The sequence below is a fragment of the Streptosporangium sp. NPDC050855 genome (assembly GCF_044456585.1).
GTDB lineage: Bacteria > Actinomycetota > Actinomycetes > Streptosporangiales > Streptosporangiaceae > Streptosporangium > Streptosporangium longisporum.
Genome location: NZ_JBITFY010000001.1, coordinates 757,389 through 780,485 on the forward strand (window position 1 = coordinate 757,389; position 23,097 = coordinate 780,485).

The 23,097-nt window shown below is 73.3% G+C and carries 16 protein-coding genes; 7 read left to right on the top strand and 9 right to left on the bottom strand.

What is annotated here, in order from left to right:
• Nucleotides 1-424: 424 nt before the first annotated feature.
• From ACIBCT_RS03600 to ACIBCT_RS03615, 4 genes are all read left to right on the top strand, one after another.
• Nucleotides 425-3,856, top strand: coding sequence for a CDP-glycerol glycerophosphotransferase family protein (locus tag ACIBCT_RS03600; protein WP_399185814.1), 3,432 nt, complete (start codon nt 425-427; stop codon nt 3,854-3,856).
• Nucleotides 3,857-4,049: 193 nt separating this feature from the next.
• Nucleotides 4,050-5,063 carry a CDP-alcohol phosphatidyltransferase family protein gene (locus ACIBCT_RS03605; RefSeq protein ID WP_399185815.1) on the top strand — a complete coding sequence of 338 codons (1,014 nt, stop codon included), beginning with the start codon at nt 4,050-4,052 and terminating at the stop codon, nt 5,061-5,063.
• 25 nt (nt 5,064-5,088) lie between these two features.
• Nucleotides 5,089-6,099 (top strand): sulfotransferase family protein, encoded by a 1,011-nt coding sequence (locus tag ACIBCT_RS03610; RefSeq protein WP_399185816.1) that lies wholly within the window; start codon nt 5,089-5,091, stop codon nt 6,097-6,099.
• A 2-nt stretch (nt 6,100-6,101) separates the two neighbouring features.
• A complete protein-coding gene (locus ACIBCT_RS03615) occupies nt 6,102-7,145 on the top strand; it encodes a sulfotransferase family protein (RefSeq protein WP_399185817.1) in 1,044 nt (347 codons plus the stop codon).
• Here ACIBCT_RS03615 and ACIBCT_RS03620 read toward each other — a convergent pair.
• The 3 genes from ACIBCT_RS03620 to ACIBCT_RS03630 all read right to left on the bottom strand — a co-directional run bounded on the left by ACIBCT_RS03620 (nt 7,135) and on the right by ACIBCT_RS03630 (nt 11,850).
• A complete protein-coding gene (locus ACIBCT_RS03620) occupies nt 7,135-8,331 on the bottom strand; it encodes a glycosyltransferase (RefSeq protein ID WP_399185818.1) in 1,197 nt (398 codons plus the stop codon). The genes ACIBCT_RS03615 and ACIBCT_RS03620 overlap by 11 nt on opposite strands.
• Entirely contained in the window at nt 8,328-11,216 is a 2,889-nt protein-coding gene (locus ACIBCT_RS03625; RefSeq protein WP_399185819.1) for a CDP-glycerol glycerophosphotransferase family protein, read from the bottom strand. The genes ACIBCT_RS03620 and ACIBCT_RS03625 overlap by 4 nt, the downstream gene beginning before the upstream one ends.
• A 133-nt stretch (nt 11,217-11,349) precedes the next feature.
• Nucleotides 11,350-11,850 (bottom strand): NUDIX domain-containing protein, encoded by a 501-nt coding sequence (locus ACIBCT_RS03630; RefSeq protein ID WP_399185820.1) that lies wholly within the window; start codon nt 11,848-11,850, stop codon nt 11,350-11,352.
• A gap of 228 nt (nt 11,851-12,078) precedes the next feature.
• On the opposite strand from ACIBCT_RS03630, the gene ACIBCT_RS03635 reads away from it, so the two are divergent.
• Both ACIBCT_RS03635 and ACIBCT_RS03640 read left to right on the top strand, forming a co-directional pair.
• The gene (locus tag ACIBCT_RS03635) at nt 12,079-12,618 is read left to right on the top strand and encodes an RNA polymerase sigma factor (protein ID WP_399185821.1); all 540 of its coding nucleotides are present in this window, start codon (nt 12,079-12,081) and stop codon (nt 12,616-12,618) included.
• Nucleotides 12,615-13,736 (top strand): hypothetical protein, encoded by a 1,122-nt coding sequence (locus tag ACIBCT_RS03640; protein ID WP_399185822.1) that lies wholly within the window; start codon nt 12,615-12,617, stop codon nt 13,734-13,736. Before ACIBCT_RS03635 ends, ACIBCT_RS03640 begins: the two co-directional genes overlap by 4 nt.
• A gap of 136 nt (nt 13,737-13,872) precedes the next feature.
• On the opposite strand, the gene ACIBCT_RS03645 is transcribed toward ACIBCT_RS03640, so the two are convergent.
• The 6 genes from ACIBCT_RS03645 to ACIBCT_RS03670 all read right to left on the bottom strand — a co-directional run bounded on the left by ACIBCT_RS03645 (nt 13,873) and on the right by ACIBCT_RS03670 (nt 21,738).
• The gene (locus tag ACIBCT_RS03645) at nt 13,873-15,309 is read right to left on the bottom strand and encodes an SRPBCC family protein (protein ID WP_399185823.1); all 1,437 of its coding nucleotides are present in this window, start codon (nt 15,307-15,309) and stop codon (nt 13,873-13,875) included.
• A 294-nt stretch (nt 15,310-15,603) separates the two neighbouring features.
• Nucleotides 15,604-16,488: an FAD binding domain-containing protein gene (locus tag ACIBCT_RS03650; RefSeq protein ID WP_399185824.1), complete on the bottom strand. Its 885-nt coding sequence runs from the start codon at nt 16,486-16,488 to the stop codon at nt 15,604-15,606.
• Nucleotides 16,485-19,004 (bottom strand): xanthine dehydrogenase family protein molybdopterin-binding subunit, encoded by a 2,520-nt coding sequence (locus ACIBCT_RS03655; RefSeq protein ID WP_399185825.1) that lies wholly within the window; start codon nt 19,002-19,004, stop codon nt 16,485-16,487. The genes ACIBCT_RS03650 and ACIBCT_RS03655 overlap by 4 nt, the downstream gene beginning before the upstream one ends.
• On the bottom strand, nt 19,001-19,549 hold the full coding sequence (locus ACIBCT_RS03660; RefSeq protein ID WP_399185826.1) for a (2Fe-2S)-binding protein: 549 nt from the start codon (nt 19,547-19,549) through the stop codon (nt 19,001-19,003). Before ACIBCT_RS03660 ends, ACIBCT_RS03655 begins: the two co-directional genes overlap by 4 nt.
• 178 nt (nt 19,550-19,727) lie before the next feature.
• A complete protein-coding gene (locus ACIBCT_RS03665; RefSeq protein WP_399185827.1) occupies nt 19,728-19,952 on the bottom strand; it encodes a hypothetical protein in 225 nt (74 codons plus the stop codon).
• Nucleotides 19,942-21,738 carry a PspC domain-containing protein gene (locus ACIBCT_RS03670; protein ID WP_399185828.1) on the bottom strand — a complete coding sequence of 599 codons (1,797 nt, stop codon included), beginning with the start codon at nt 21,736-21,738 and terminating at the stop codon, nt 19,942-19,944. The genes ACIBCT_RS03665 and ACIBCT_RS03670 overlap by 11 nt, the downstream gene beginning before the upstream one ends.
• 141 nt (nt 21,739-21,879) lie before the next feature.
• On the opposite strand from ACIBCT_RS03670, the gene ACIBCT_RS03675 reads away from it, so the two are divergent.
• The gene (locus ACIBCT_RS03675; protein WP_344889770.1) at nt 21,880-23,094 is read left to right on the top strand and encodes a PspC domain-containing protein; all 1,215 of its coding nucleotides are present in this window, start codon (nt 21,880-21,882) and stop codon (nt 23,092-23,094) included.
• Nucleotides 23,095-23,097 lie beyond the last annotated feature (3 nt).

The window sequence follows — 23,097 nt, forward strand, 5'->3', positions numbered from 1 at the left end:
GGACGCCGAGGGGGGAACGAGGGGTCATTACGACTTACCAGGACGTGTGCATTCCCAGCCTTGACCGCACCGTGGGGAAGGCGTTGCCGCGGCACGGGGCGACCGGCCGCGGGGTCCGCCCGGCCCGGCGGCCGGGACGGTCAAGACTCGGTCAGCGCAGTTCATGGCCGTCATGTTTCGGGCTCGCCCTTCCCTCCGCGAAGCCATGCTGCTGACGTGACGTCCACCTCGGGTCCGGGGTCGCCGGGTGGTGTCGGCGGACGGACGGGCCTTCTTCGCCGCTCCCCGGCGGCCGTCCGGTCCCCGCCCCCGCCCGGGACGTCGTCCACGAGAAGTGGATCTTCACCTGCGTGCCGTCTCCGGTGTTCGAGCCGATGGACCGGACCGTGAGCTTTCGACTACCGGAGGACCGATCGTGGCCCCAGTGAGCATCATCGTGCCCATCTACGACGTGGAACCGTACCTTGAGGCGTGTCTGGAGTCGCTGGTCGCGCAGACCTGGGCCGACATCGAGGTCGTGATGGTGGACGACGGTTCTCCCGACTCCAGCGCGGAGATCGCCGAGACCTTCGCCGCGCGCGACGCGCGGTTCCGGCTGATCCGGCAGGAGAACACCGGGCTGGGCGGCGCGCGCAACACCGGCGTCGCGCACGCCACGGGCGATTTCCTCGCGTTCGTGGACAGCGACGACATGCTCCCGCTGACGGCCGTCGAGGCGATGGTGTGCAGCCTGACCGACAGCGGGTCCGACCTGGTGACGGGCAACGTGCTCCGCTTCAGCGGCAAGGGGGTGCGCCAGTCGCCGATGCACAAGGCGATCTTCGCCGGCTCCGCCCGGCGCACCCACGTGAGCGCCGACCAGGCCCTGCTCAAGGACAGGCTGGTCACCAACAAGCTCTGGCGCCGCGCCTTCTGGGACGAGCACGGCATGAGCTTCCCCCAGGGGGTGCTGTGGGAGGACATCGCGGTCTCGCTGCCCGCCCACTTCCTGGCCGCGTCGGTGGACGTCCTGTCCGCCCCGGTCTACCTGTGGCGCGAGCGCGAGGGGGAGGACGTCTCGATCACCCAGAACCGGGGACACGTCAAGGGGATCGAGGACCGGTTCGCCGCGATCGCCTCGGTGCGGGACTTCCTGGCCGGCACCGGCAGGACCGCGCACCTGGCGGCGTGGGACCGGATGGTCCTCGACGGCGACCTGCCGACCTTCCTGCAGGTCTTCGACCAGGCCGGTGAGGCGTTCCAGAACCGCTTCCTGGACCTGGCCTGCGCCTACCTGGAGCAGGCCGGGCCGAAGGTCCTCTCGCTCGTCCCGGCGCAGCGGCGGGTGAAGTGGGCCCTGGTGCGCGAACGCCGCCTGGACGACCTCGTCCAGGTGCTGGAGTGGGACAGGACGGTCAAGCCGACCGCCCGCGTCGTCGGCGGCGGGGTGCGCGGCTACCACCTCAACACCCCCGTGCAGGTCGGGCGGTCCGTGACCCGGATGCGCGAGGAGCTGGACCTGCGCCAGCGGGTGGACACCATGGACTGGCGGGACGACGCCCTGGTCATCGAGGGCCGGGTCTCGGTCCGCTACCTGCGGGCCCGCAGGAGGATGCAGCAGCACGTGCTCGCCTGGCTGGTCCCCGAGGGGCCGGGCCGCAGGATCCGGCTCCCGGTGACGGCCAGGCGGAGCCTGTCGCTGGTGGACACCGGCCCGCGCAGGCGCAAGGACTGGTGCGGGTTCCGGCTGACCGTCGACCCGGACCGGCTTCCGGCCGGCTCGACCTGGCGGATCGAGCTGCGCGTGCTCTCCCGGGGCCTGCTGCGGCAGGGCGCGCTGGGCCGGCCGAGCCCGGCCGCGCGGCGGCTGGAGTTCTCCGGCCGCGAGTCCGGGAACGTGGTGTGGACCGAGTGGACGGCCGGCGAGGAGTTCCGGCTCCGGGTGGAGCGGCCCGGCGGCCGGGTCACCGGGCACCGGGTGGCCGAGGGCGCGCTGCGCGTCACCGGCCGGTGCGGGACCGGCCTCGGCGCCGCGCCGGTGTTGCGGCTGGTCCGGCCCCAGGGCGGCCGGGACCGGCGCTATCCGATGACCGTCACCGGCGACGCCTTCGAGGTGACGATCGACCTCGACGACGTGCTGTCGGAACGCTGGCCCGCCCTGGACCCGGCGAGCCTGGAGATGAGCGCGCTCCACCCCGGCGCCGAGTGGCACTTCGAGATCCTCCCCGAGGAGGGCCCGGCCCGGCCGCTGATCGTCGCCGACGGGGTGGAGCGCGGCCTGCACCGCCTGCGCGGGCGCGACCTGGTGCTGGACCGGTCGCAGCGGGGCGGGTTCGTGCTGCGCGAGCAGCGGCCCACCTTCTACGTGGAGCGGGTGCACTGGGACGAGCAGGGGCACCTGAGGCTGACCGGGGCGCCGATGCGGCCCATCGACGGCCCGGCCTGGCTGGTCGTCACCTCCCGCAGCCGGTTCACCGAGCGGCTGTTCCCGCTGGTCGACGGCACGGTCACGGTGACGCCCGAGGGGAGCGACACGCTCGCCGGGCGGCTGCCGCTGCCCGCGGGCACGCACGGCTTCTCGGTCCGTACCGGTCTGGGTGACATGCGGGTGGAGTTCCGCCCGTCCGCGCCGCTGGAGCACATCTCGGCCACCCGGACGTTCACCTTCGAGACCGACGTGATGGCCGAGGCCGTGTTCACCGTGGGCGACGACCTGCGCGCCTCGGGCAGGCCCAAGCAGCAGCGGCTGCTGCGCGAGGACTTCTACCCGGCGCGCCGCGCCGAGCCGCTGCGGCCCGCCGTCCTGTTCGACAGCTTCGGCGGCAGGCAGTTCTCCGACAGCCCCAGGGCGATCTACGAGGAGCTGCGAAGGCGCGGCTCCGACCTGGAGTTCATGTGGCTCGTCCGGGACGGCCAGGTGGAACTGCCCGAGGGGACGGTTCCGGTCCGGCGCTACGGGCGCGAGTTCTACGAGGCGCTGGCCCGCTGCCGGTACGTCGTCACCAACAGCGACCTGCCCGCCTGGTTCGAGCGCAGGCCCGGGCAGACGGTGCTGCAGACCTGGCGGGGCACGCCGCTCAAGCGCGTCGGCTTCGACGTGGAGAAGGTGCCGTTCGCCCGGCCCGACCACCACGAGCGGCTGGCCAGGACCGTCGCGCAGTGGAGCCACCTGATCTCGCCGGGCCCCTGGTGCAGCTCGGTCCTGGACAGCGCGCTGCGCTTCCAGGGGGAGATCCTGGAGATCGGCTCCCCCCGTGACGACCTGCTGCGCCGCGGCGGGCCCGAGGAGGTCGCGCGACGGGCGGCGCGGGTCCGCGACCGTCTCGGCCTGCCCGAGGGGAGGAAGGTCGTCCTCTACACCCCGACCTGGCGGGACGACAAGTTCTACAGCAGGGGACGCTACCGCCTGGACCTGCACCTGGACCTGCAGCGGATGGCCGACGAGCTCGGCGAGGAGTACGTGTTCCTGCTGCGCAAGCACCCGACCGTGACCGACCGGGTGCCGCGGGCCGGCGACGGCTTCGTCCGCGACGTCTCGATGTACCCGGACGTCCAGGAGCTCTACCTGGTCGCGGACATGCTGGTCACCGACTACTCGTCGGCCATGTTCGACTTCGCGGTGACCGGCAGGCCGCTGCTGTTCTACACCTACGACCTGGAGCGCTACCGCGACGAGGTGCGCGGTTTCAACTTCGACTTCGAGGCCGAGGCCCCCGGTCCGCTGCTGCGCACCACCGAGGAGCTCGTCGCGGCCGTGCGGGACGCCGATGAGACCCACGCCGGGTACCGCGGGGCGTACGAGGCGTTCACCGCGCGGTTCTGCCCGCTGGAGGACGGCGGCGCGGCGGCGCGGGCCGTGGACCGGCTGTTCGGCTAGCGGCGCGCCCCACCCGTGCGGCGGGGCGGGGCCGGTAGCGCGATCCGGAGGCCGGGGAGCTCTCTCCCCGGCCTTTCGCGCCCTCAAAGCGCCCGATCGCTTCGGCGCGGGCCGGTCAAGAAGTGGCATGGAGATCTTCTAGTAGTTACAGAGAGTAGATGACAGGAGACACGGCGTGGCCATGCTGGAACACATGAGGGCCTATTCGTTGGACGACGTTCACGCGACCCGGAAACGAAAAGACTCCTGGTGGACCGTCTTCCTGGTCGACCCGGTGGCGTGCAGGCTCACCCTGCTCGTCGCCAACCACACGTCCGTCACCCCCAACGGCCTGACCCGCCTCTCCCTGATCCTCGGGATGTGCTCCGCGATCTGCTTCGCGGGCGGACGGCTGGTCGCGGGGGCCCTGCTGTTCTACGTGAGCTTCGCGGTCGACTGCATGGACGGGAAGATCGCCCGTCTGAAGGGGACCGGTACCGCGTTCGGCCTCTGGCTCGACTACGTGGGCGACCGGATCAGGGTGGTCTGCTGCGCCTCCGGCCTGGCCTCCGGGCAGTACGCGGTCACCGGTGACGTCTCCTACATCCTGCTCGGCGCCGGGGTGGCCGTGCTCGACCTGTTCCGGTACGTGAACGCGCCGCAGATGAAGCGGGTGCGCGAGACCGTCAAGGAGAACCGGCTCGGGCACCTGGCGTCCGTCGGCCCCGTCGGTTCCGTCGAGCAGGGGGCCGCCGGCCGTTCCGGGCAGAACGGGCGCGCCGGGGACGCCGAGGTCGTCATGCTCCGCGAGCCCATCACCCCGCGCGAGCCGCTCACGCCCCGCGAGCCGATCACCCCGCGTGAGCCGCTGCGGGACGCCGGGTTCGGCGACGAGGCCGTGCCGCTGTCGGCGTCGATGTCGGCGTCGCCGCCGGCGCCGGGGGAGCCGGTGCGGCGGGCGGGGAGGCGCTCCAGGCTGCCCCGGCGGGTCGGCCGCCTGCTGGCCCGCCACCGGGTGCGGACCCACCTGATCAGCGGCATCGAGTTCCACGCCGCGGTGTTCGTGGTCGCCCCGCTGATCGGGACGGCCGCGCTGGTGCCCGTCGCGGTCGGGGCCGGGGCGCTGCTTCTGCTGAACGAGGTCTTCCTGATCTACCGAATGTGGCTCTTCGCCCGGGTGGCACCCGTCGTGCCCCTCGTGGAGAAGGCGCCGCGCGTATCTGTTTGACCAAGCGTTACGGGGGTTCGTTGTCATGCAGTCCGACCGCCCGATCTTCGTGATCGGTTGTCCGCGTTCCGGCACCACCATGCTGCAGCTCATGCTGCACTCGCACCCGCGCATCGCGGTGCCGCCGGAGACCCGGTTCGTGGTGCCCGGTTACTACCGCAGGTTCTCCTTCGGCGACCTGCGCGAGGAGCGCAACCGCCGCAGGGTCGGCCGGTGGATCGTGAACGACAAGGACACCAAGTTCAAGGAGCTCAAGCTCGACGGGGAGAAGCTGATCGAGGACATCATCGCCGGTCCGCCGACGCTGGGGTCCGCGATGGGCATCACCTTCCGCTCCTACGCCGAGCAGTACGGCAAGAGCCGCTGGGGCGACAAGCGGCCCAGCTACTACCACCACGTCGACCTGCTGATGCGGCTCTTCCCCGACGCCCAGTTCGTCCACCTGATCAGGGACGGCCGCGACTGCGTGGCGTCGCTGAAGGAGATGCCCTGGTACACCAAGGACGTCTTCCACGCGGTGGTCAACTGGAGCGAGGCGATCGACTTCGGGCGCCGGCACGCCAGGAGGCTCCCCGCCGACAGCTACTACGAGCTGCGCTACGAGGACCTGACGGCCTCCCCCGAGACCGAGCTGAGCAAGCTCTGCGGCTTCCTCGGCGAGGACTACGACCCGGCGATGGCCGAGCCGTACCACGTGGCCCGGGTGGCGATCCCGCAGCACAAGGTCTGGCACAGCAACACCCACGGCGACGTCACCACCGCCAGGGCGGGCTCGTGGAAGGCCAGGCTGGACCCGTGGGAGATCTCGGTGTGCGAGACCGTCCTGGCCGAGCGGCTGACCGCCAACGGCTACGAGCTCAGCGGCGCGCCCAGGGCGAGCAAGGCCCACATCGCGGCGTGCGAGAAGGCGGCCTCCAAGCGGCGCTGGACGCGCCGGCGCAAGGAGCTGCGCGACCGGGTCAACCGGCTGCGCGAGCCGAGCCCGGTGGCCGCCAAGCTCACCAGCCGGCAGCTGGGCGAACTGGCGAAGGTCTGACCATGAAGCCCGATCGCCCGATCTTCATCCTGGGCTGTCCCCGCTCGGGGACGACGATGCTTCAGCTGATGCTGCACGCCCATCCGCGGATCGCCATCCCGCCGGAGACCCGCTTCATGATCTCGGCCTACCAGCGGCGGCTCCGGTTCGGGGACCTGGAGGACGCCGGGCGCAGGCGCGAACTGGCCGAGTGGGTGGTCGACCGGCGCCAGACGCGCTTCCACGAGCTGAACCTGGACCGCGACGAGGTGCTCGGGCAGATCGTCACGGGGCCGCCGACGCTGGGCTCGGCGCTGGGCATCGTGCTGCGCGCCTACGCGGCCGCGCAGGGAAAGGCGCGCTGGGGCGACAAGCGGCCCTCGTACTTCCAGTACACCGACGTGCTGCTGCGGCTCTTCCCCGACGCCCAGTTCGTCCACCTGATCAGGGACGGCCGCGACTGCGTGGCGTCGCTGAAGGAGATGCCCTGGTACAACGGGAGCCTCTACAGCGCGGTCTCCGTCTGGGCCGAGGCGATCGACTTCGCCCGGCACGGCGCGCCGAGGCTGCCCGGCGGCAGCTACCACGAGCTGCGCTACGAGGACCTGACCGCCGACCCCGAGTCCCACCTGCGCAGGCTGTGCGAGTTCCTCGGCGAGGACTACGACCCCGCCATGTGCGACCCGGCCGCGGTGGCCGGCGTGGCCGTGCCCGCGCGCAAGACCTGGCACGCGCTCACCCACGGCGAGGTGACCACGGCGCGGGCCGGCTCGTGGCGCGAGCGGCTCGACCGCGCCGAGATCTCGCTCTGCGAGAGCGTGCTCGCCGACCGCCTGAAGACCTACGGGTACGAGCTCAGCGGCGCGCCGAAGGCGGACACCTCGCGGATCGTCGGCTACGAGCGGACCGTGGCCAAGCGCAGGCTGGCCCGGGTCAAGCGGCTCACGTTCGACCGGCTGATCCGGTTGCGCGAGCCGAACCCGCTGGGCGCGCGGCTCACCGCGGCCCAGATCGTGCTGGCCGGGGTGCCGATGCCGCGCACCGAGCCGGTGCGGGTCACCGGGTGATCTCCTCGAACAGCGTCTCCCACCGGTCCAGGACCAGGTCCGGCCGGAACGTCTCGACGTGCGCCCGGGCGGCGGCGCCCAGCCGTCGCCGTTCGGCGGCCGAGGCCATCAGCCCGGCCAGCGCGGTGGCGAGCGCGCTCACGTCGGACGGGGGCACCAGCAGCCCGGTCCGCCCGTCCAGGACGAGCGACCTGAGCCCGCACGACACGTCGAACGCCACCGCCGGGATCCCGTAGGACGCGGCCTCGCCGACCACCAGCGGCAGCCCTTCGTGCTCGCTGGACAGGGCCAGCACCGAACCGCCCAGGTACTCCCGGCCCATCAGGGCCGCCGGCACCGGGCCGCGGAACACCACCCGGTCGCTCACCTCGCACGCCGCGGCGTGCGAGCGGAGCCGGTCCAGCTCCGGGCCCTCACCGATCAGGTGCAGCTCCCAGCCCTCACCCGCCCGCTCGCGCTCCCCGCGGTCTGCGCGGTCCCCGGGGCCTTCGGGCCGCCCGTCCGCCGGCAGGTTCGCGCCGGGGAACGTCCCGCCCCCCGTTCCGCCGCACGCCTCGGCGAAGGCGGAGATCAGCCGGTCGAACCGCTTCACACCCCCCAGCCTGCCGATCCCCAGAACCCGCCGGGCGCTCAGTTCCGCGGTCCGCGACGGCCAGACCGGCAGCGGGTTCGGGATGGACCAGGTGTTGGGCAGCAGCGCGTGCTCGGAGAAGAGCCAGGCGTCCTCCTCGCTGAGGAAGACCGCCTTCTCCAGGGAGCCGTAGTGGCCGCGGACCGAGCGCAGGTGCCACGACCCCCGGGCGTGCTCGTAGGAGCCGTGGTACTGCCCGATCGGCAGCAGCCGCTCGGGCAGCAGCCGCCGGATCCGGGTGACCACGCTGGGCGAGGCGAGCACCGCGAACCCCGGCCCCACGTCGCGCAGCAGCCGCTCCAGCGTCCTGCGCTCGCGCCTCCGGCCCGGCCGCGAGAGCCTGCCCACCGGCGTCCGGTGGATCACGTGGGTGGTGTAGCGCGGGTGTTCCACGTACCGGAACGGGCTCTCGGCCCGGTGCAGCCCGATCACGTGCACCTCGCGGCCCCGCTCGGCCAGCCCCTGCGCCACGGTGTGGGTGACCCGCTGCACGCCGCCCAGGGTGTCGGCGTCCAGGCAGGCGAACACCACCGCCTCCCGGCCGCGGCGGCTCACCGGAACCACCCCGGGATCGGGAGCCGGATCGGCGACCGCCACCCGGCCCGGCGCGCCCGGCCCGCCGCCCGGCCGTCCGCACCCGCGCGGTCCCGCGCGCGCCCGTCCGGTACGCCCGGCACGAGGACCGGCTCACCGGCGCGCTCCGGCACGGACCGGACGGCCGGTCCGGGGACGCGCTCCGGGGAGGGGCCGAAGAAGTCGTCCACCACCCTCGCCGAGGCGTGCCCCCTCTCCTCGGCGCACCACAGCTCGCGGAACGCCCGGTACCTGGGGGCGAACGACGCGGTCACGCCCTCCAGGTCCCGCAGCGCCTCGATCAGCTCCCCGGTCGTGGTCAGGCAGGGGCCGGGGGCGATGGCCGGCAGGTCGTGGTAGACGCCGCGCTCCAGGTGGCGGTACTCGTCCCAGTCGTCGATCAGGAACAGCATCGGCCGCCCGGTGACCGCGTAGTCGCACATCAGCGACGAGTAGTCGGTCAGCAACGCGTCCGAGAGCAGCATCAGGTCGTTGACCTCCGGGTACGACCCGGCCGGGCGGACGAAGTGGCGCAGGTGCTCGGGCACCCGGAACCGCTCGACCGGGTGGGTCCGCAGGACCATCGTCCACTCGCCGGCCAGGGCCTCGGCCATCGCCGTCAGGTCCGCCCTGACGGACCGGCCCGACCCCCTGGCCCGGTCGCGGTAGGTGGGGGCGTACAGCAGCACCCGGGAGCCGGGCGGGATCTCCAGCCGTTCCCGCGCCCGCTCGGCCGCCTCCGGGTCGCCGCGCACGAGCACGTCGCACCGGGGCGAGCCGTGCCGCAGCAGCGGCCCCCGGTAGCCGTTGGAGGGCACGAAGACCCGCTCGAACTCGGCGCTGGGCGAGACCAGCGCGTCCCAGCGCTCCACCGCCGCCCGCCAGGCCGCCCTGGGCGCGTCGAAGTCGGCGCGCAGGTCGGGCGCGTCGAAGCCGACCGACTTGATGCCCTGCCCGTGCCAGGTCTGCAGGTATCGGGTGCCGGACGGTTTGGGGTAGGCCAGCGGCATGCCGTGGCTGTCCACCCAGTAGCCGGCCCTGGCCATGGTCCAGACGTGGCGCCAGCTCATCCGGCGCACCAGCCGGGTGCCGGGCGGGAAGTTCCGCCGGTTCCGGGACACCGACCAGACCGTCCTCAGCGGCGTGCCCCGCCGCCTGAGCTCCTCGTACACGTAGCGGGGGTTGCCGGTGTAGCCGGCGCCGACGTCGGACTCGAACAGGACCAGGTCCCTGCGGGGCGGCAGCACCGAGATCAGCCCCTTGTAGACCCGGAGCTTCACCTCGGGCGCGCCGATCCTGCGCAGCAGCCGGACGCCGGCCCGCCGCAGCTTCGGGAGCCTCCGCAGCGGGCCACGGCGGCGCCAGACCACCCGCAGGAACGCCGCGGAGCCCTCGGCCCTGACGGTCACGTCGTGGTGGGGGACCGCGGCCGTGAACGGCGCGGCGGCGGGGTCGACGAGCAGCCGGTCGCAGGTGGTCCTCCCGTCGGGGCGGACGACCTCGACCACCGGGTCGTAACGGCCGTCGAACCCCAGGCGGCCGTGCCTGATCCCGGCGAGGTCGACCGTCGCCTCGCCCAGGTACTCGCCGCCGGGCTGCGCGCGCGGCCTCAGCGGCACCCGGTGGTCCCGGAACCGCAGGAACGCGGTCCAGCCGGGGGTGGCCTCCAGGACGCCGAACGGGTCGTAGGTCCTGATGGACAGCCTGAGCGTCGTGCCCTCGCCGGTGACGACCGCCTCGTGACGCAGCCGGGAGGCGGTGTAGGGCAGCTCGGCCATCCGCAGTGGGGTGATCTCCCGCCTGGGATCCGCCTCCGTGCCCCAGTAGGTGTGCCCGTCCTGCCGCAGGGCGGCGCGCGGCGGGGCCTTGGGCCCGTTCAGCGACCGGGTGGCGATCAGCAGCTCGTCGGGCCGGCCGTCGGTGATGAAGCTGCAGCAGACCCGCATGAGCGGGTCCACGGTCTCGAACACCACCGGGTCGAGCTCGGCCAGGTAGGGGCGGACCACCGAGACGAACTCGGCGATCCACGCCAGGTCGCGGGCGGGCAGCGGGTTGAGGTAGACCCGCAGGTCCTGGCGGACGAAGCGGCGCTGGCGCTCGTGCACCAGGTGGCCGAGGCCGTTCTCGCGCAGGATGTCGTCGCTCATCCTGGCCGCCTGGATCCGGGAGCGGACGTTGGCCATCTCGGTCAGGCTGAGCGAGATCGACGGCCGCGTCTCGCCACCGGCCGCGGCCCGGTGCCAGAGGTAGACCACCCAGGGGACCACGGCGAACCGCCGCGCCGCGCAGTACAGGGCGGTGCTGAAGACGTGGTCCTCGTAGTGGATGTCCTCCGGGAACGGCACCTGTCGCAGCAGCTCGGCCCGGTAGAGCTTGTTGGTGCTGAAGGAGTCCAGGAACATCTCCGGCTCCTGGGCGATCCCCTCGACGGTCCTGCGCCGCGCGAACAGGGCCGGGTAGTAGCGGGCGGTCTTGCCGGTCCGCTCGTACAGCCGGGAGATCTGCCCGGTGACGAAGTCGGCGCCGGTCCGCTCGATCTCCAGCAGCAGGCTCTTGCAGGCGTGCCTGGTCAGCTCGTCGTCGCTGTCGAGGAACATCACGTACGGTGCCCGCGCGGAGGCCACGCCCCTGTTGCGCGGGGTGCCGCAGCCCCCGCTGTTGACCTCGGTGCGCAGGTAGCGGACCCGGGGGTCCTCGCGCTGCAGCGCGCGGGCGACGGGTTCGGTGCCGTCGGTGCTCGCGTCGTCGACGATGATCACCTCGACGCCGCGCAGCGACTGCCGGAGCACGGATCGTACGGCCCTGGGCAGCCGGGTGGCGTCGTTGTAGGTGATGACCACAACGCTGCATTCAGGGATATTGATCACATTCTGAGGTATTCCCGAGAAAAGTGGTCAGTTGTCCCTCTTGTGCAGTAATGACGCTGTTTTTGGCGTTGTGTGAATTTACAAGGGTGAGACGGTCGCCCGTTCCCCTTCCCCCGGCCGCGCGGGTCCGGCCTCAGCCGTACGGGCCGTTCCCCGTGAGCGGGACGCCGTCCTGGAGGTACGCGGTCCGTCCCGTACGGCGCGCCGACAGGCAGGCCCGCAACCGGTGCGCCCGCGCCGGGGGCAGGAAGGCGTCCGCGTCCGCCGCGTCCACCATCCGCCACTCGCTGAGCTCCTCCGGCGGCAGCCGGATCGCGGCCCGCCCCCGCTCGTCCAGGACCCCGCCGTCGAAGAGCACCCGGAACCCCCCGGGCCGCCCGGCGTGAGGACGCATCCAGTCCGCGCACAACAGCACCGGGACGGGGAGCGGGAGCGTCAGCCCGAGTTCCTCGACGGCCTCCCTCGTGGCCGCCTCCCACGGCGTCTCCCCGTCCTCGACCGTCCCGCCGGGGAACTCCCACCCCTCCTTGTACGTCGGCCGGACGAGAAGGACCCGGTCGGCCTCGTCCGTGATGAACAACGCGGCCGCCGAGGGATGGCGGGCGAGGCCGCGGAAGTAGTCTTCGACGCTCATGGGGCGACCGTAACGGAGGGCGCCGGAGCGGGGGGCGTCCCCGTCGGCGGCGGGCCTCGCGAGATTTCGGGCGGGGTTCCGGGCCGGGCGCTACGGAGCGGTGGGACCCGCCTCCGCCCGTCCGGGACGGGTGGCGCGTGGCGGGTGGCGGATGAGAAATCACGGAAGGGTGGGACGGCCACCGGGCAACAAGGGGTGTCCTGTCCTTCCGGCAAGGGAGTCCCTTGCATGATCGTTGTTTCTGACGTGGCCTCGGTCGTCGACGCGGAGCGGTTCGGTGCCGTCTTCGACGCCCACTACGAGGAGATCCGCCGCTACATCGGGCGGCGGCTCGACCTGGACGTCGCCGAGGACCTGGCCGCCGAGACCTTCCTGGTCGCCTTCCGGGGGCGCGACCGGTTCGACGCCGCCCGGGGCGCGGTCCGTCCCTGGCTGTACGGCATCGCGACCAACCTGATCGGCCGCCATCGCCGGGCGGAGGTCCGCCGCTACCGGGCGATGGCCAGGGCCGGACCCGCGCCCGACGACGAGGGGCACGACCAGCGGGTCGTCGACAGTGTCGCGGCGGAGGTGACGGTCGGCCGGTTGTCGAAGGCGCTGGCGCGGTTGTCGAAGGGCGAGCGGGACGTGGTGCTCCTCGTCGCCTACGGCGAGCTGACCTACGACGAGGTCGCCGAGGCCCTCGGGATCGCCTACGGCACCGTGGCCTCCCGGCTCAGCCGGGCCAGGACCAAACTGCACAGATCGCTGGGAGCGGATGTCCGGTGAACGAATTCAAGATCATCAGCGATGTGATGCCGGACGTTCCCCCGTCGGATCCGAGGGAGGTGGCCGGCATCAGGACGATGGCGCTGGAGGGCGGGTCCCGCCCCCGGACGGTGCCCGCACGACCGGTCGCGGGGCGCCTCGGAGGGCGCTTCGGGTGGGCGGTCGCGGCCGTGGCCACGGCGGCGGTCGTCGCGGTGGTGACGGTGGTGCCACGGTTGCAGGCGGCCGCGCCCTCCCCGGCCGTGGAGCCGCCGGCCGCCCTGGAGGTCGTGGCCGGCCTGATGGCGGAACGGAAGGGGCCAGGGAGCGGCCGCTACTGGCGGACGACGAGGGAGACGACCACCCGCACGAAGACCGTCAAGGGCTACTTCGTCAACGATCGCGCCCGTGTGACCACGTGGCGGAGCGCCACCGGCCGGTCCAAGGTCGAGGAGTACAGGCTCGTCGGAGTCGAGCCGGCCGGACCGGCCGATCTGGCCGCCTGGCGGCGAGCGGGTTCGCCGGCGCTGTGCGAGGGCGGGAAGAGCTGTGCGGGCGGCTCCCTGAGACCGGGGCGGACGAGGTACGTCTCGGATTCGAGGGAGAAGGCGAGATACCTCTACGGCGGCCTGCTCGGGACCGGCCTGGACATGGTGAAGATCACCAAGTTGCCGGACGATCCGGTGGCGCTCAGGTCCGCGCTGCTCAGGTCGTGGCCCGCGTTCCTGTCCAGGATGGAACAGGCCGGCGTCGAGCCGGTCATGAGCAGGGACGAATGGCTCTGGTGGACGGGGGTCGGCCTCCTGCAGGACGCGCCGACCTCCCCGCCCGTCCGCGCCGCCCTCTACCGCGTGCTGGCGGACGTACCCGGTGCCCGCGTCCTCGACGACGCCCGGACGGTGACCGTGGCCAGGCGGAACCAGGACGGGCTCACCGACCATCACGTGGTGATCGACCGTACGACGGGGGAGGTGTCGGCCGTCCGGCAGGTCTCACCGGGGCCGGACCCGCGGCAGAAGGCCGGGAAGGGCCTGCCGAAGGGATCGGTCACCTTCGAGTCCACGCTCCTGTCGGCGGGCTGGACCGACGAGGCGCCCGCGCTTCCCGACGGGTGCGAGCGGGGCACGTGCGTCCGCTAGGGGCGTGCCGCCGGCCCGGGCTGTCCCGACTCCGATCGGCGCCCACCCGGCCGAAGGGGTGACGGGCACGCCTCCGGCCGCCCCGGCCCGGGCGGCCGTCCCCCGGTGCGTTCGCCGTCGTGCGCTCAGTGCCGGTTCAGTGCCGGTTCAGGGCGCGGCGGATCAACCAGGTGATCAGGATGAGGAACGCGAGGGCGGCGACCACCGGGGCGGCACGCTTGAGCAGCGGCAGGCCCGCCACCTCCAGGAGGTTCAGGGCCTCCTCGTCGGGGCTGAGCGAGGTGCGCGAGGTACCGGCCGGGTGGCTCCGGCGTGTGTCGGCCTCCTCGCCGAGGACCACGTCGGGAGGGGTCGGCACCGCGCTGAGGTGCCTTCCGGTCCCACCCGGCCCGGAAGCGGCGGGGGCGGCCGCCGGAGGGCTCATCCCCTCCGGGCCGTCCGGGCCGCCCAACCCGGAGGCGGCGGCACCCGCACCCGCCGTGCCCGCAGCCGTGCCCGCAGCCGTGCCCGCAGCCGTGCCCGCAGCCGTGCCCGCACCGGTCGTGCCCGTCTCGGACGGGTTCTGACCGTCCGTGCCGCCACCACGCGTGCTCGTACCACTCGTACCGGGGCCGTCCAGACCACCCGTGCCGGAGCCCGGCGTGCCGGAATCCGCGGTGCCGGTGTCGTCCGGGGCGGGGGGCGTGGCACCCGCGGTTCCTGCGGTACCGGGGCCGGTGGTGCTCCCCTCGGCGGGAGCCGCGGGGGCGGTGGCGCCCGCGGGGCCGGGGAAGCCCGTGGGCGGGTCCTGTCGGCCGGAGGTCTCCGTGGCGAGCGTCTCCGCGGCAAGTGCCTCCGCGGCGGGGGACCCGGGGGTGGGGGAGGCGGGGGCCGGGGCCGTCGCGCCCGCCGGGCCGGGGGCCGCCGTCCTCGCGTCCGCGCCGTCCGAACCCTTGGGGCGCTTCGGGCCCTTGGAGCCCTTGGAGCCCTTCGCACCGCCCGGGGTCGCCGGCGTCTCACCGGACTGCTCGGCGGACTGCTCGCCGGACTGCTCGGCGGGCACCGGTTCCGGTGCCGAGGGAGCGCTCCAGCCGCCCACGCCGCCCGTGTCGGGCGTGGTCTCGGCGGCGGTCTCCACGCCGGGACTCTCGCCCAGCAGCCGGGAGAGGTTGGCCGCGAACCTGTCGATCAGCTTCCCGCCGACCTCGGTCATCACGCCCCGGCCGAACTGGGCGGGGCGGCCGGTCACGGTGAAGGAGGTCTCGACGGTGACGCGGGTGGTGCGGCCCTCGGGGTGCAGCCGGGCGACGACCGTGGCACCGGCGGTGCCCGAACCCCTGGCCTCCTTGCCGGAGGCCTCCAGGGTCATGGAGCGGGCGTCCTCGTCCACCTTCTCGTAGGAGGCGCGTCCCTGGTAGGTGACCGTGATCGGCCCCACCTTCACCTTCAGCTTGCCGGTGAAGGAGTCTCCCTCGACCTTGTCGACGGTGGCGCCGGGCAGGCAGGGCGCGACGCGCTCGACGTCGAGCAGCACCGGCCAGGCCTGCTCGACCGGCACCGGGACCGTGAACTCGTGCTCGAATCGCATCGCCATCGATCCGCTCCTTGTCGATCGGTCGCTGCTGCGACATTACGACTACACGGGGTCGTATTCCAGTACACCGCTGCGGAAGCGGTCGAAGGACCCAACGCAACCCATAGTTGTCTTTATGCCTCTATATCGGACCACAATGGCTCGTAACGGTCCGAGCCGGTCGGTGTCCGTATCTCTGGTACTGCCCATCTGGGCGTGGACGATGCCTCGGCACCCGGTGATCCCGGCCGGATCGGGAGGCCGTCCCCGATCCGGCTCGGGACCCGATCGCCCCGGTCCCGAGCCGGGCAGGGCTCAGCCGATCGCGCTCCTGACCGCCCGCCGGGTCAGCACCCGGGCCAGATGGCGGCGGTAGTCGGGCCTGGCGTGCAGGTCGGACGAGGGCGAGGTGCCCTCGTCGGCTCGCGCGCACGCCTGCGCGATCGGGTCGGCCGTGCCGTCGGAGCCGGGGGAGGAGAGGTCCACCCCGCGCAGCGCCTCCTCCACGGCCCCGGCCCGTACCGGGACGGAGCCCATGTTGGTCAGCCCGATCCTGGCCTCCTCGACGATCCCGTCACCCCGCCGCACGGCCGCGGCGACGCCGACGATCGCCCACGCCTGGGCGGTCCGGTGGAACTTCTCGTAGTGGAACCCCCACCCCGGGCCCAGGACGGGCACCTTGACGCCGGTCAGCACCTCGCCGGGACCGAGCGCGGTCTCCAGGTAGTCGACGAAGAAGTCGGCCGCGGGGATCTCCCGCTCGCCGTCGCCGGAGCGGGCGACGAGGACGCAGCCGAGCGCCAGCGCCACCGCGGGCAGGTCCCCGGCGGGGTCGGCGTGGGCCAGGGAGCCGCCGAGCGTGCCGCGGTGCCGTACGGCGGGATCGGCGACCGTGGCCGTGGCCAGGGCGAGCAGCGGGGCGCGGTCCCTGATTACGGCGGAGCGCAGCACCTCGTCGTGGGTGGTGAGCGCGCCGACGAACACGTGGTCGCCGCGGTCGTCGATGCCGCGCAGCCCGGGCAGGCGCCCGAGGTCCACCAGCGTGGACGGGTAGGCCAGCCGGAGCCGCAGCAGCGGCAGCAGCGACTGCCCCCCGGCCAGCACCTTGACGTCGTCGCCGGAGTCCGCGGCCTCGCCGAGCACCCGGCAGGCCTCCTCCAGCGACTCGGGCCTGACGTAGTCGAACGACGCGGGGATCATCGGTCGCCTCCCTCGGAGTCCGGTCCTGCCGGACGGGCGGTCCCGGCTTCGGTCGCCGGTTCGGCCCCGGCTTCGGTCCCCGGTCCGGCTTCGGGCCCGGCCGCCGGAGCGCCTGCCTCGGTGACGGCGCGCCAGACGCGCTCGGGGGTGCAGGGCATCCGCACGTCGTTCACCCCGAAGGGGCGCAGCGCGTCGACGACCGCGTTGACGACCGCGGGCGTGGAGGCGATCGTCCCGGCCTCGCCGACGCCCTTGACGCCCAGCGGGTTGGTCGTCGACGGGGTCTCCGTACGGTCGGTGACGAAGGCCGGGAGGTCGGACGCGGACGGGATGAGGTAGTCGGCCATGGTCGCGGTGAGCAGGTTGCCCTCGGCGTCGTGGACGGCCTCCTCGAACAACGCCTGGGCGACGCCCTGGGCGATGCCGCCGTGCACCTGTCCCTCGACGATCAGCGGGTTCACCACCGATCCCACGTCGTCGACGGCCACGTAGGCGCGGATCCGCACCGCGCCCGTCTCGGTGTCCACCTCGGCCGCGCACAGGTGGGTGCCGTGCGGGAAGGAGAAGTTGTCCGGGTCGAAGGTCGCGTCGGCGTCCAGCGCGGGCTCGAACCCCTCGGGCAGGTCGTGCGCGGCGAAGGTCGCCAGCGCCAGCTCCTGGATGGTCTTCCCCACCCCGGTGCCGCGGACCGTGAACGTGCCGTCGGCGAACTCGACGTCGTCGGCGGACGCCTCCAGCATGTGCGCGGCGAGGATCCTGGCCCGCTCCTTGACCTTCTCGCAGGCGGCCAGCACGGCGACGCCGCCCACGACCAGGGAACGGGAGCCGTAGGTGTCCATGCCCTTGTGGGAGACGGCCGTGTCGCCGTGCAGCACCGAGACGTCCTCGAACGGCACGCCCAGCGCGTCGGCGACGATCTGGCTCCACGCGGTCTCGTGCCCCTGCCCGTGCGGCGAGGAGCCGGTGACGACCTCGACCTTGCCGGTGGGGAGCATCCTGACCGAGGCGTGCTCCCAGCCGCCCGCGCCGTAGCTGAGGCTGCCCAGCACCCGGGAGGGGGCCAGCCCGCACATCTCGGTGAACGTGGAGACGCCGATGCCGAGCTGCACCGGATCACGCCGGTCGCGGCGGTCGGCCTGCTCGGCCCTGAGCTTGTCGTACCCGAGCAGGGCCAGGGCCCGCTCGGTCGCGGCCTCGTAGTTGCCCGAGTCGTAGGTGAGCCCGCAGATTGTGGTGTACGGGAACTCCTCGTGGGTGATCCAGTTGCGGCGGCGCAGCTCGACGGGGTCCATGCCCAGCTCGTGGGCGAGCTCCTCCATCGCACGCTCGATCGCGAACGTCGCCTCAGGCCGCCCCGCACCCCGGTAGGCGTCGGTCGGCACCTTGGTGGTGAAGACGCCGGTGCAGGTGAAGTCGTAGGCGTCCATCTTGTAGATGCCGTTGTACATGAACGCGCCGAGCAGCGGCACGCCCGGTGTGATCAGCATCAGGTAGGCGCCCATGTCGGCCAGCAGGTTCACCTGGACGCCCCGCACCCGCCCGTCCCGGTCGGCGGCGAGGCGGATCCGCTGGAGCTGGTCGCGGCCGTGGTGCGCGGTCAGGTTGCCCTCGGAACGGGACTCGGTCCACTTCACCGGCCTGCCCAGCCGCCGGGTCAGCAGCAGGGCGAGCACCTCCTCGGCGGTGACCTGGAGCTTGGAGCCGAAGCCGCCGCCCACGTCCGGGGCGACCACCCGCAGCTTGTGCTCGGGGATGCCGGTGGTCAGCGCGAGCATGACGCGGAGCACGTGCGGGATCTGGGTGGCCGAGTACAGCGTGAACGAGTCGCCGTCGGTGGTGGCCACCACCGCGCGGGGCTCCATGGCCGTGGGGATGAGCCGCTGCTGCACGTAGGTGCGCTCGATCACCACCGGGGCGTCGCGGAACGCCTCCTCGATGTCACCCCCGGAGAACCTCCAGGTGAACGCCCGGTTCCCGGCGGACGCGCCCTCGTGGACCCTGGGGCCGTCCTCGGTGAGCGCCTCGGTCATGTCGAGCACCGCGTCCAGCGGCTCGTAGTCGATCTCGATCGCCTCCAGGGCGTCGGCCGCCCGGTAGCGGTCGGTGGCGACCACGCAGGCCACCGCCTCGCCGACGTAGCGGACCTCGTCGACCGCCATGGGCGGGTGCTCGGGGATCAGGACGTCCTCGCTGACCGGCCAGGCGCACGGGAGGCTGCCCTGCTCGTCGGCGAGATCCCGGCCGCCGTAGACGGCGACCACGCCCGGCCGGTCGCGCGCGGCCGAGGTGTCCACCCGGGTGATCCTGGCGTGGGCCATCGGGCTGCGCAGGAAGGCCACGTACATCATGCCGGGGAGCTGGATGTTGTCGGTCCAGGTGGTGCGGCCGGTGACCAGCCGGGCGTCCTCCTTGCGCCTGCGCGCCCTGCCGACCTCGTGGGCGGCGGACGGGGTGCCGAGCGCGTCGCTCTCGGCGATCCGCTCGGCGACCAGGCCCGCGTCGAGCTGCTCGGTCACGGCGTCCGCACCTGCCCTTCGGCCTCCTGCCGGGCCGCCCCGGGCCCCGGCGTGCCGGCCGTCTCCCGCTCCCCGTCCGGCCGCGCCATCTCCCGGGCGCCGCGCCGTACCGCCCGGACGATGTTGGTGTAGCCCGTGCACCGGCACAGGTTGCCCTCCAGGCCCGCGCGGACCGCCTCCTCCGACGGGTTCGGGTCGTCCCTGAGCAGGTCGATCGCGGCCATGATCATGCCGGGGGTGCAGTACCCGCACTGCAGGGCGTGCTCCTCGTGGAAGGCGCGCTGCATGGGGTGCCAGTCGGTGCCCTCCGCCAGGCCCTCGACGGTGACGACGTCGCTCCCGTCGGCCTGTACGGCCAGCACGGAGCAGCTCTTCACGCTCACCCCGTCGAGCAGCACGGTGCAGGCGCCGCAGTTGCTCGTGTCGCAGCCGACGGGCGTACCGGTCCTGCCCAGCCGGTCTCTCAGCAGGTGGACGAGGAGGAGACGCGGTTCGACCTCCTCCTCGTAGCGGACTCCGTCGACGGTGAGGGATGTTCGAGGCATACGTCCTCCCGGTGCACCCGGTGGGCATGGAGCTGTGGAAGCCGACAAAAGTGAACGTACGCCCCTGCTGTTGTCGGTCAACCCCTCCGCGCCACGCCACGCCGATGCCGGGCCCCACGGCCGGTACAGAGCCCGTCGGCCGGTACAGAGCCCGTCGGCCGGCGCCGGGCCCTCCCGGTCAGCGCCGGATCACCCTGGCCAGGATGGCGACCAGGCCCGCCAGGCCCAAGCCGCCGACCAGGATCGTGAGCATGATCAGCGGTTCGACGGACGGCCGGCTCACGAACACGACCCCGGCCGAGACGAACAGCATGCCGCTGAGCAGCGCCATCCAGTCCGTACGGTGCACGCGCCGGCGCTCGTGGAGCTCGCGGGACCCGGGACGCTCGGGATCATGCGGCACGGCGCACCTCCACGTCCCCGATGCCCGCCTTGATGTTCAGCACGATGGTCGCCACGTCCTCCTCCGGGTCCACCTCCGGCTCCAGGACCCTGCTGTGCCGGATGTCGGCACCGCCCTCCACGGTGTGGTCGATCTTGACGTCGCCGAACCTGGTGTAGCCGTTCACCTCGGCCCTGACCGTCGCGGGCAGGACCACGCTGATCTCCCCGACCGTGACCGACGCGTCCAGGACGGTCCGCGAGCCCGGTGGCAGCACCAGCTCGCTCAGGTCCAGGGTGCCCTCGCCCACGCCCACCTCGTAGCCGCGGGCCACCTCCGACAGGGCGACGGGCTCCCAGCGGTAGTTGCCGAACTTCTTGGGCATGCCGGCGAGCAGGGACCCGCCGACCAGGGCGATCGACAGCACGGTGCCGATCACGACCAGCCCCGCTCCCCGGCCGACCCAGGCGGCGACCAGCAGGCCGGCGCCGATGACGGCGAGCGCGGCGCCTCCGGCGACGGTCATGTCGACCGATCCCGAGGTGGACTGGATCGCCACGGTGATCCCTCCAACGATCATGGCCAGGATGATGGTGACGACCCCCACGAACGACCTCGGCCGGCGGGGCCTGGGCGGTGCCTGGACCGCCTGGCCGTACCCGGACAGGTCGTAGGGGTCGTGCGGCTGTGCCCGCCTGCGGGGGTCGAGGGGCTGGTAGGGCCCGTACGGCGAGAAGGGCTCGCCCGAGGAGTCGAACGACGAGCCCGCGGTGCGGTACGGGGCCGACGCGGCGCGGAAGGGGGCCGAGGGGAACCCCCCGGACGGGCCGGCGGGACCCGGACCCGGGGCGTACCCGCCCGGGGAGCCGGGGCCGGGCGGCTCCGAGGCCGGCTCACCACCCGGCCCGGCGACGGCGCGGGCCGGGGGGTGAGCGGCGTTCCCGGAGGCGTGCGCCGGACCGGGAGCGTGGGCGGAGCCTGGGGCGTCCGCGAAGCCGGGAGTGTCAGGGCCGGGGGCGTCCGCGGGGCCGGAGGCGCGCGCCGGGCCCGGGGCGTCCGCGGGGCCGGGGGCGTTCACGGTCGAGGTGACGGACTCCGCTGCATGGGCGGAGGTGAACGCGGAGGTCCGCGCGGCGTTCCCGGGGGAGGTCCCGGTGTCCCGGAGGTCCCCGCCGCCCCCGGCGTCCCTGGCGTTCCCGGGCACGGGAGGTCCCGCGTGCCCGTCGGCCCAGGCGGCGCGGGCGGCGTGGTCGTGCTCCCCGACCGGCCGGGGGCCGTCGGAGGCTCCCGGCCAGGAGTCGCCGGGACGCGTCCTCCCGCGGCGGCGCAGCCGGTCGGGCAGCGACCGGGCCACGGCCAGCAGGTCGACCCCCCGGGCGTGGGCGGCGAGCAGGGCGATGGCGAAGACGGTGCCGACCACGATCGTCCCGGTGCCGACGCCGTCCGAGGAGATGTTGATCACCAGGCCGAGGACGAAGACGCCGGTCAGCAGGGTCAGGACCGTCTCGCCGTCGAAGTCGCGCCGGGTCCACTGCTCCAGGTGGCCGGGACCGCCGTCGGTCTCGCGCATCAGCAGGAAGGCCGCGATGTAGAGGATGATGCCGATCCCCGAGCCGAGGACCAGCACCGCGAAGCCGACGCGGAACAGCACCGGGTCGATACCGGCGTACCGCCCCAGGCCGGCGCAGACGCCGGTGAGCATGCGCCCCTGATCGCTGCGCCCCAGGTTCCGCTCCCCCTCGGGGAGGGCGGACGCGGAGCCGGGCACGCCGATCCTGTGCTCCTGGGCCCGGCCGGTGTCTTTCATGCTCTCATCGTGGCCTTTCCGGCTCCCCGCCGCATCCGGGAGACCCCTGAGTGACCCCGGAGAGCAGGCCCTTTCCTCAGGGTCGCTTCAGGGGAACGCCTGATGCGGTGGCACGCTGGTTCGTGTGACGATGCTGACGATATGGCTGACCGACAGACACTTCTCGACACGGCGCCCGTGACGTCCAAGGACGCGCCCCTTCCCCGCCTCGTGAGGCCGGTGCAGGGGCGGCTGGTGGCCGGGGTGGCCCAGGGGGCCGCCGCCCAGCTCCGGCTCGACCCGGTCGTGCTGCGGCTGGCCTTCGTGCTGCTCACCGTGGTGGACGGCTTCGGTGCCGTGGCCTACGCCGCCCTGTGGATGTTCACCTCGCGCGAACCGCACGAGGGCAGGGAGCCCGCCAGGGACTGGAGCCAGATCGCCGCGTACGGCGCGATCGGGCTGGCGCTCGTCGCGCTGAGCTGGCTCACCGGGACCTCGGGGGCCGGGCTCGGCGCCTGGCCGCTCGCCGTGGGCGGCATCGGCTCGCTGATCCTGTGGCAGCAGGCCGACCCCGACCGGCGGCAGCGCTGGATGAGCCACACGGTGGGGCAGGTCCGCCAGAACCGGGTCCGCACCTTCCTCGGGCTGGTGCTCGTGGTGGTCGGCGCGATCGGCTTCCTGGTGGCCAACGACGAGCTCGGCAAGGCGCGTCCCGGCATCGTGTTCACGCTGGTGGTGGTGGGCGGCGTCGCGCTGATCGCGACCCCCTGGCTGGCCGCCCTGTGGAAGGAGCTGCAGCGCGAGCGCCGCGAGCGCATCCGCCAGGAGGAGCGCGCCGAGGTCGCCGCGCACGTGCACGACTCGGTGCTGCACACGCTGACGCTGATCCAGCGCAGGGCCCAGGACCCCCGCGAGGTGATGCGGCTGGCCCGCGCCCAGGAGCGGGAGCTGCGCAACTGGCTGTACCAGCCCCAGCAGGACGCCGACGCCTCGGTGGCGGCGGCCGTGCGGCGGGTCGCGGCCGAGGAGGAGGACGCCCACGGGGTGCCGATCGAGGTCGTCTGCGTCGGCGACGGCCCGCTGACCCCCGAGCTGTCCGCGATGATGCAGGCCGCCAGGCAGGCCATGGTGAACGCCGCCAAGTACTCCGGGGCCGAGGTCGTCTCCGTCTACGCCGAGACCGAGCCGGACGAGGTCACCGTCTTCGTCAGGGACCGCGGGGCCGGGTTCGACATGGACGAGGTACCCGAGGATCGTATGGGTATCCGCCAGTCGATCATCGGCAGGATGGAACGCCACGGGGGCAGCGCCCGGGTGCGTACCGAACCCGGCGAGGGTACGGAAGTGATGCTGACCATGAAACTGGAGAAGGCGTGAACG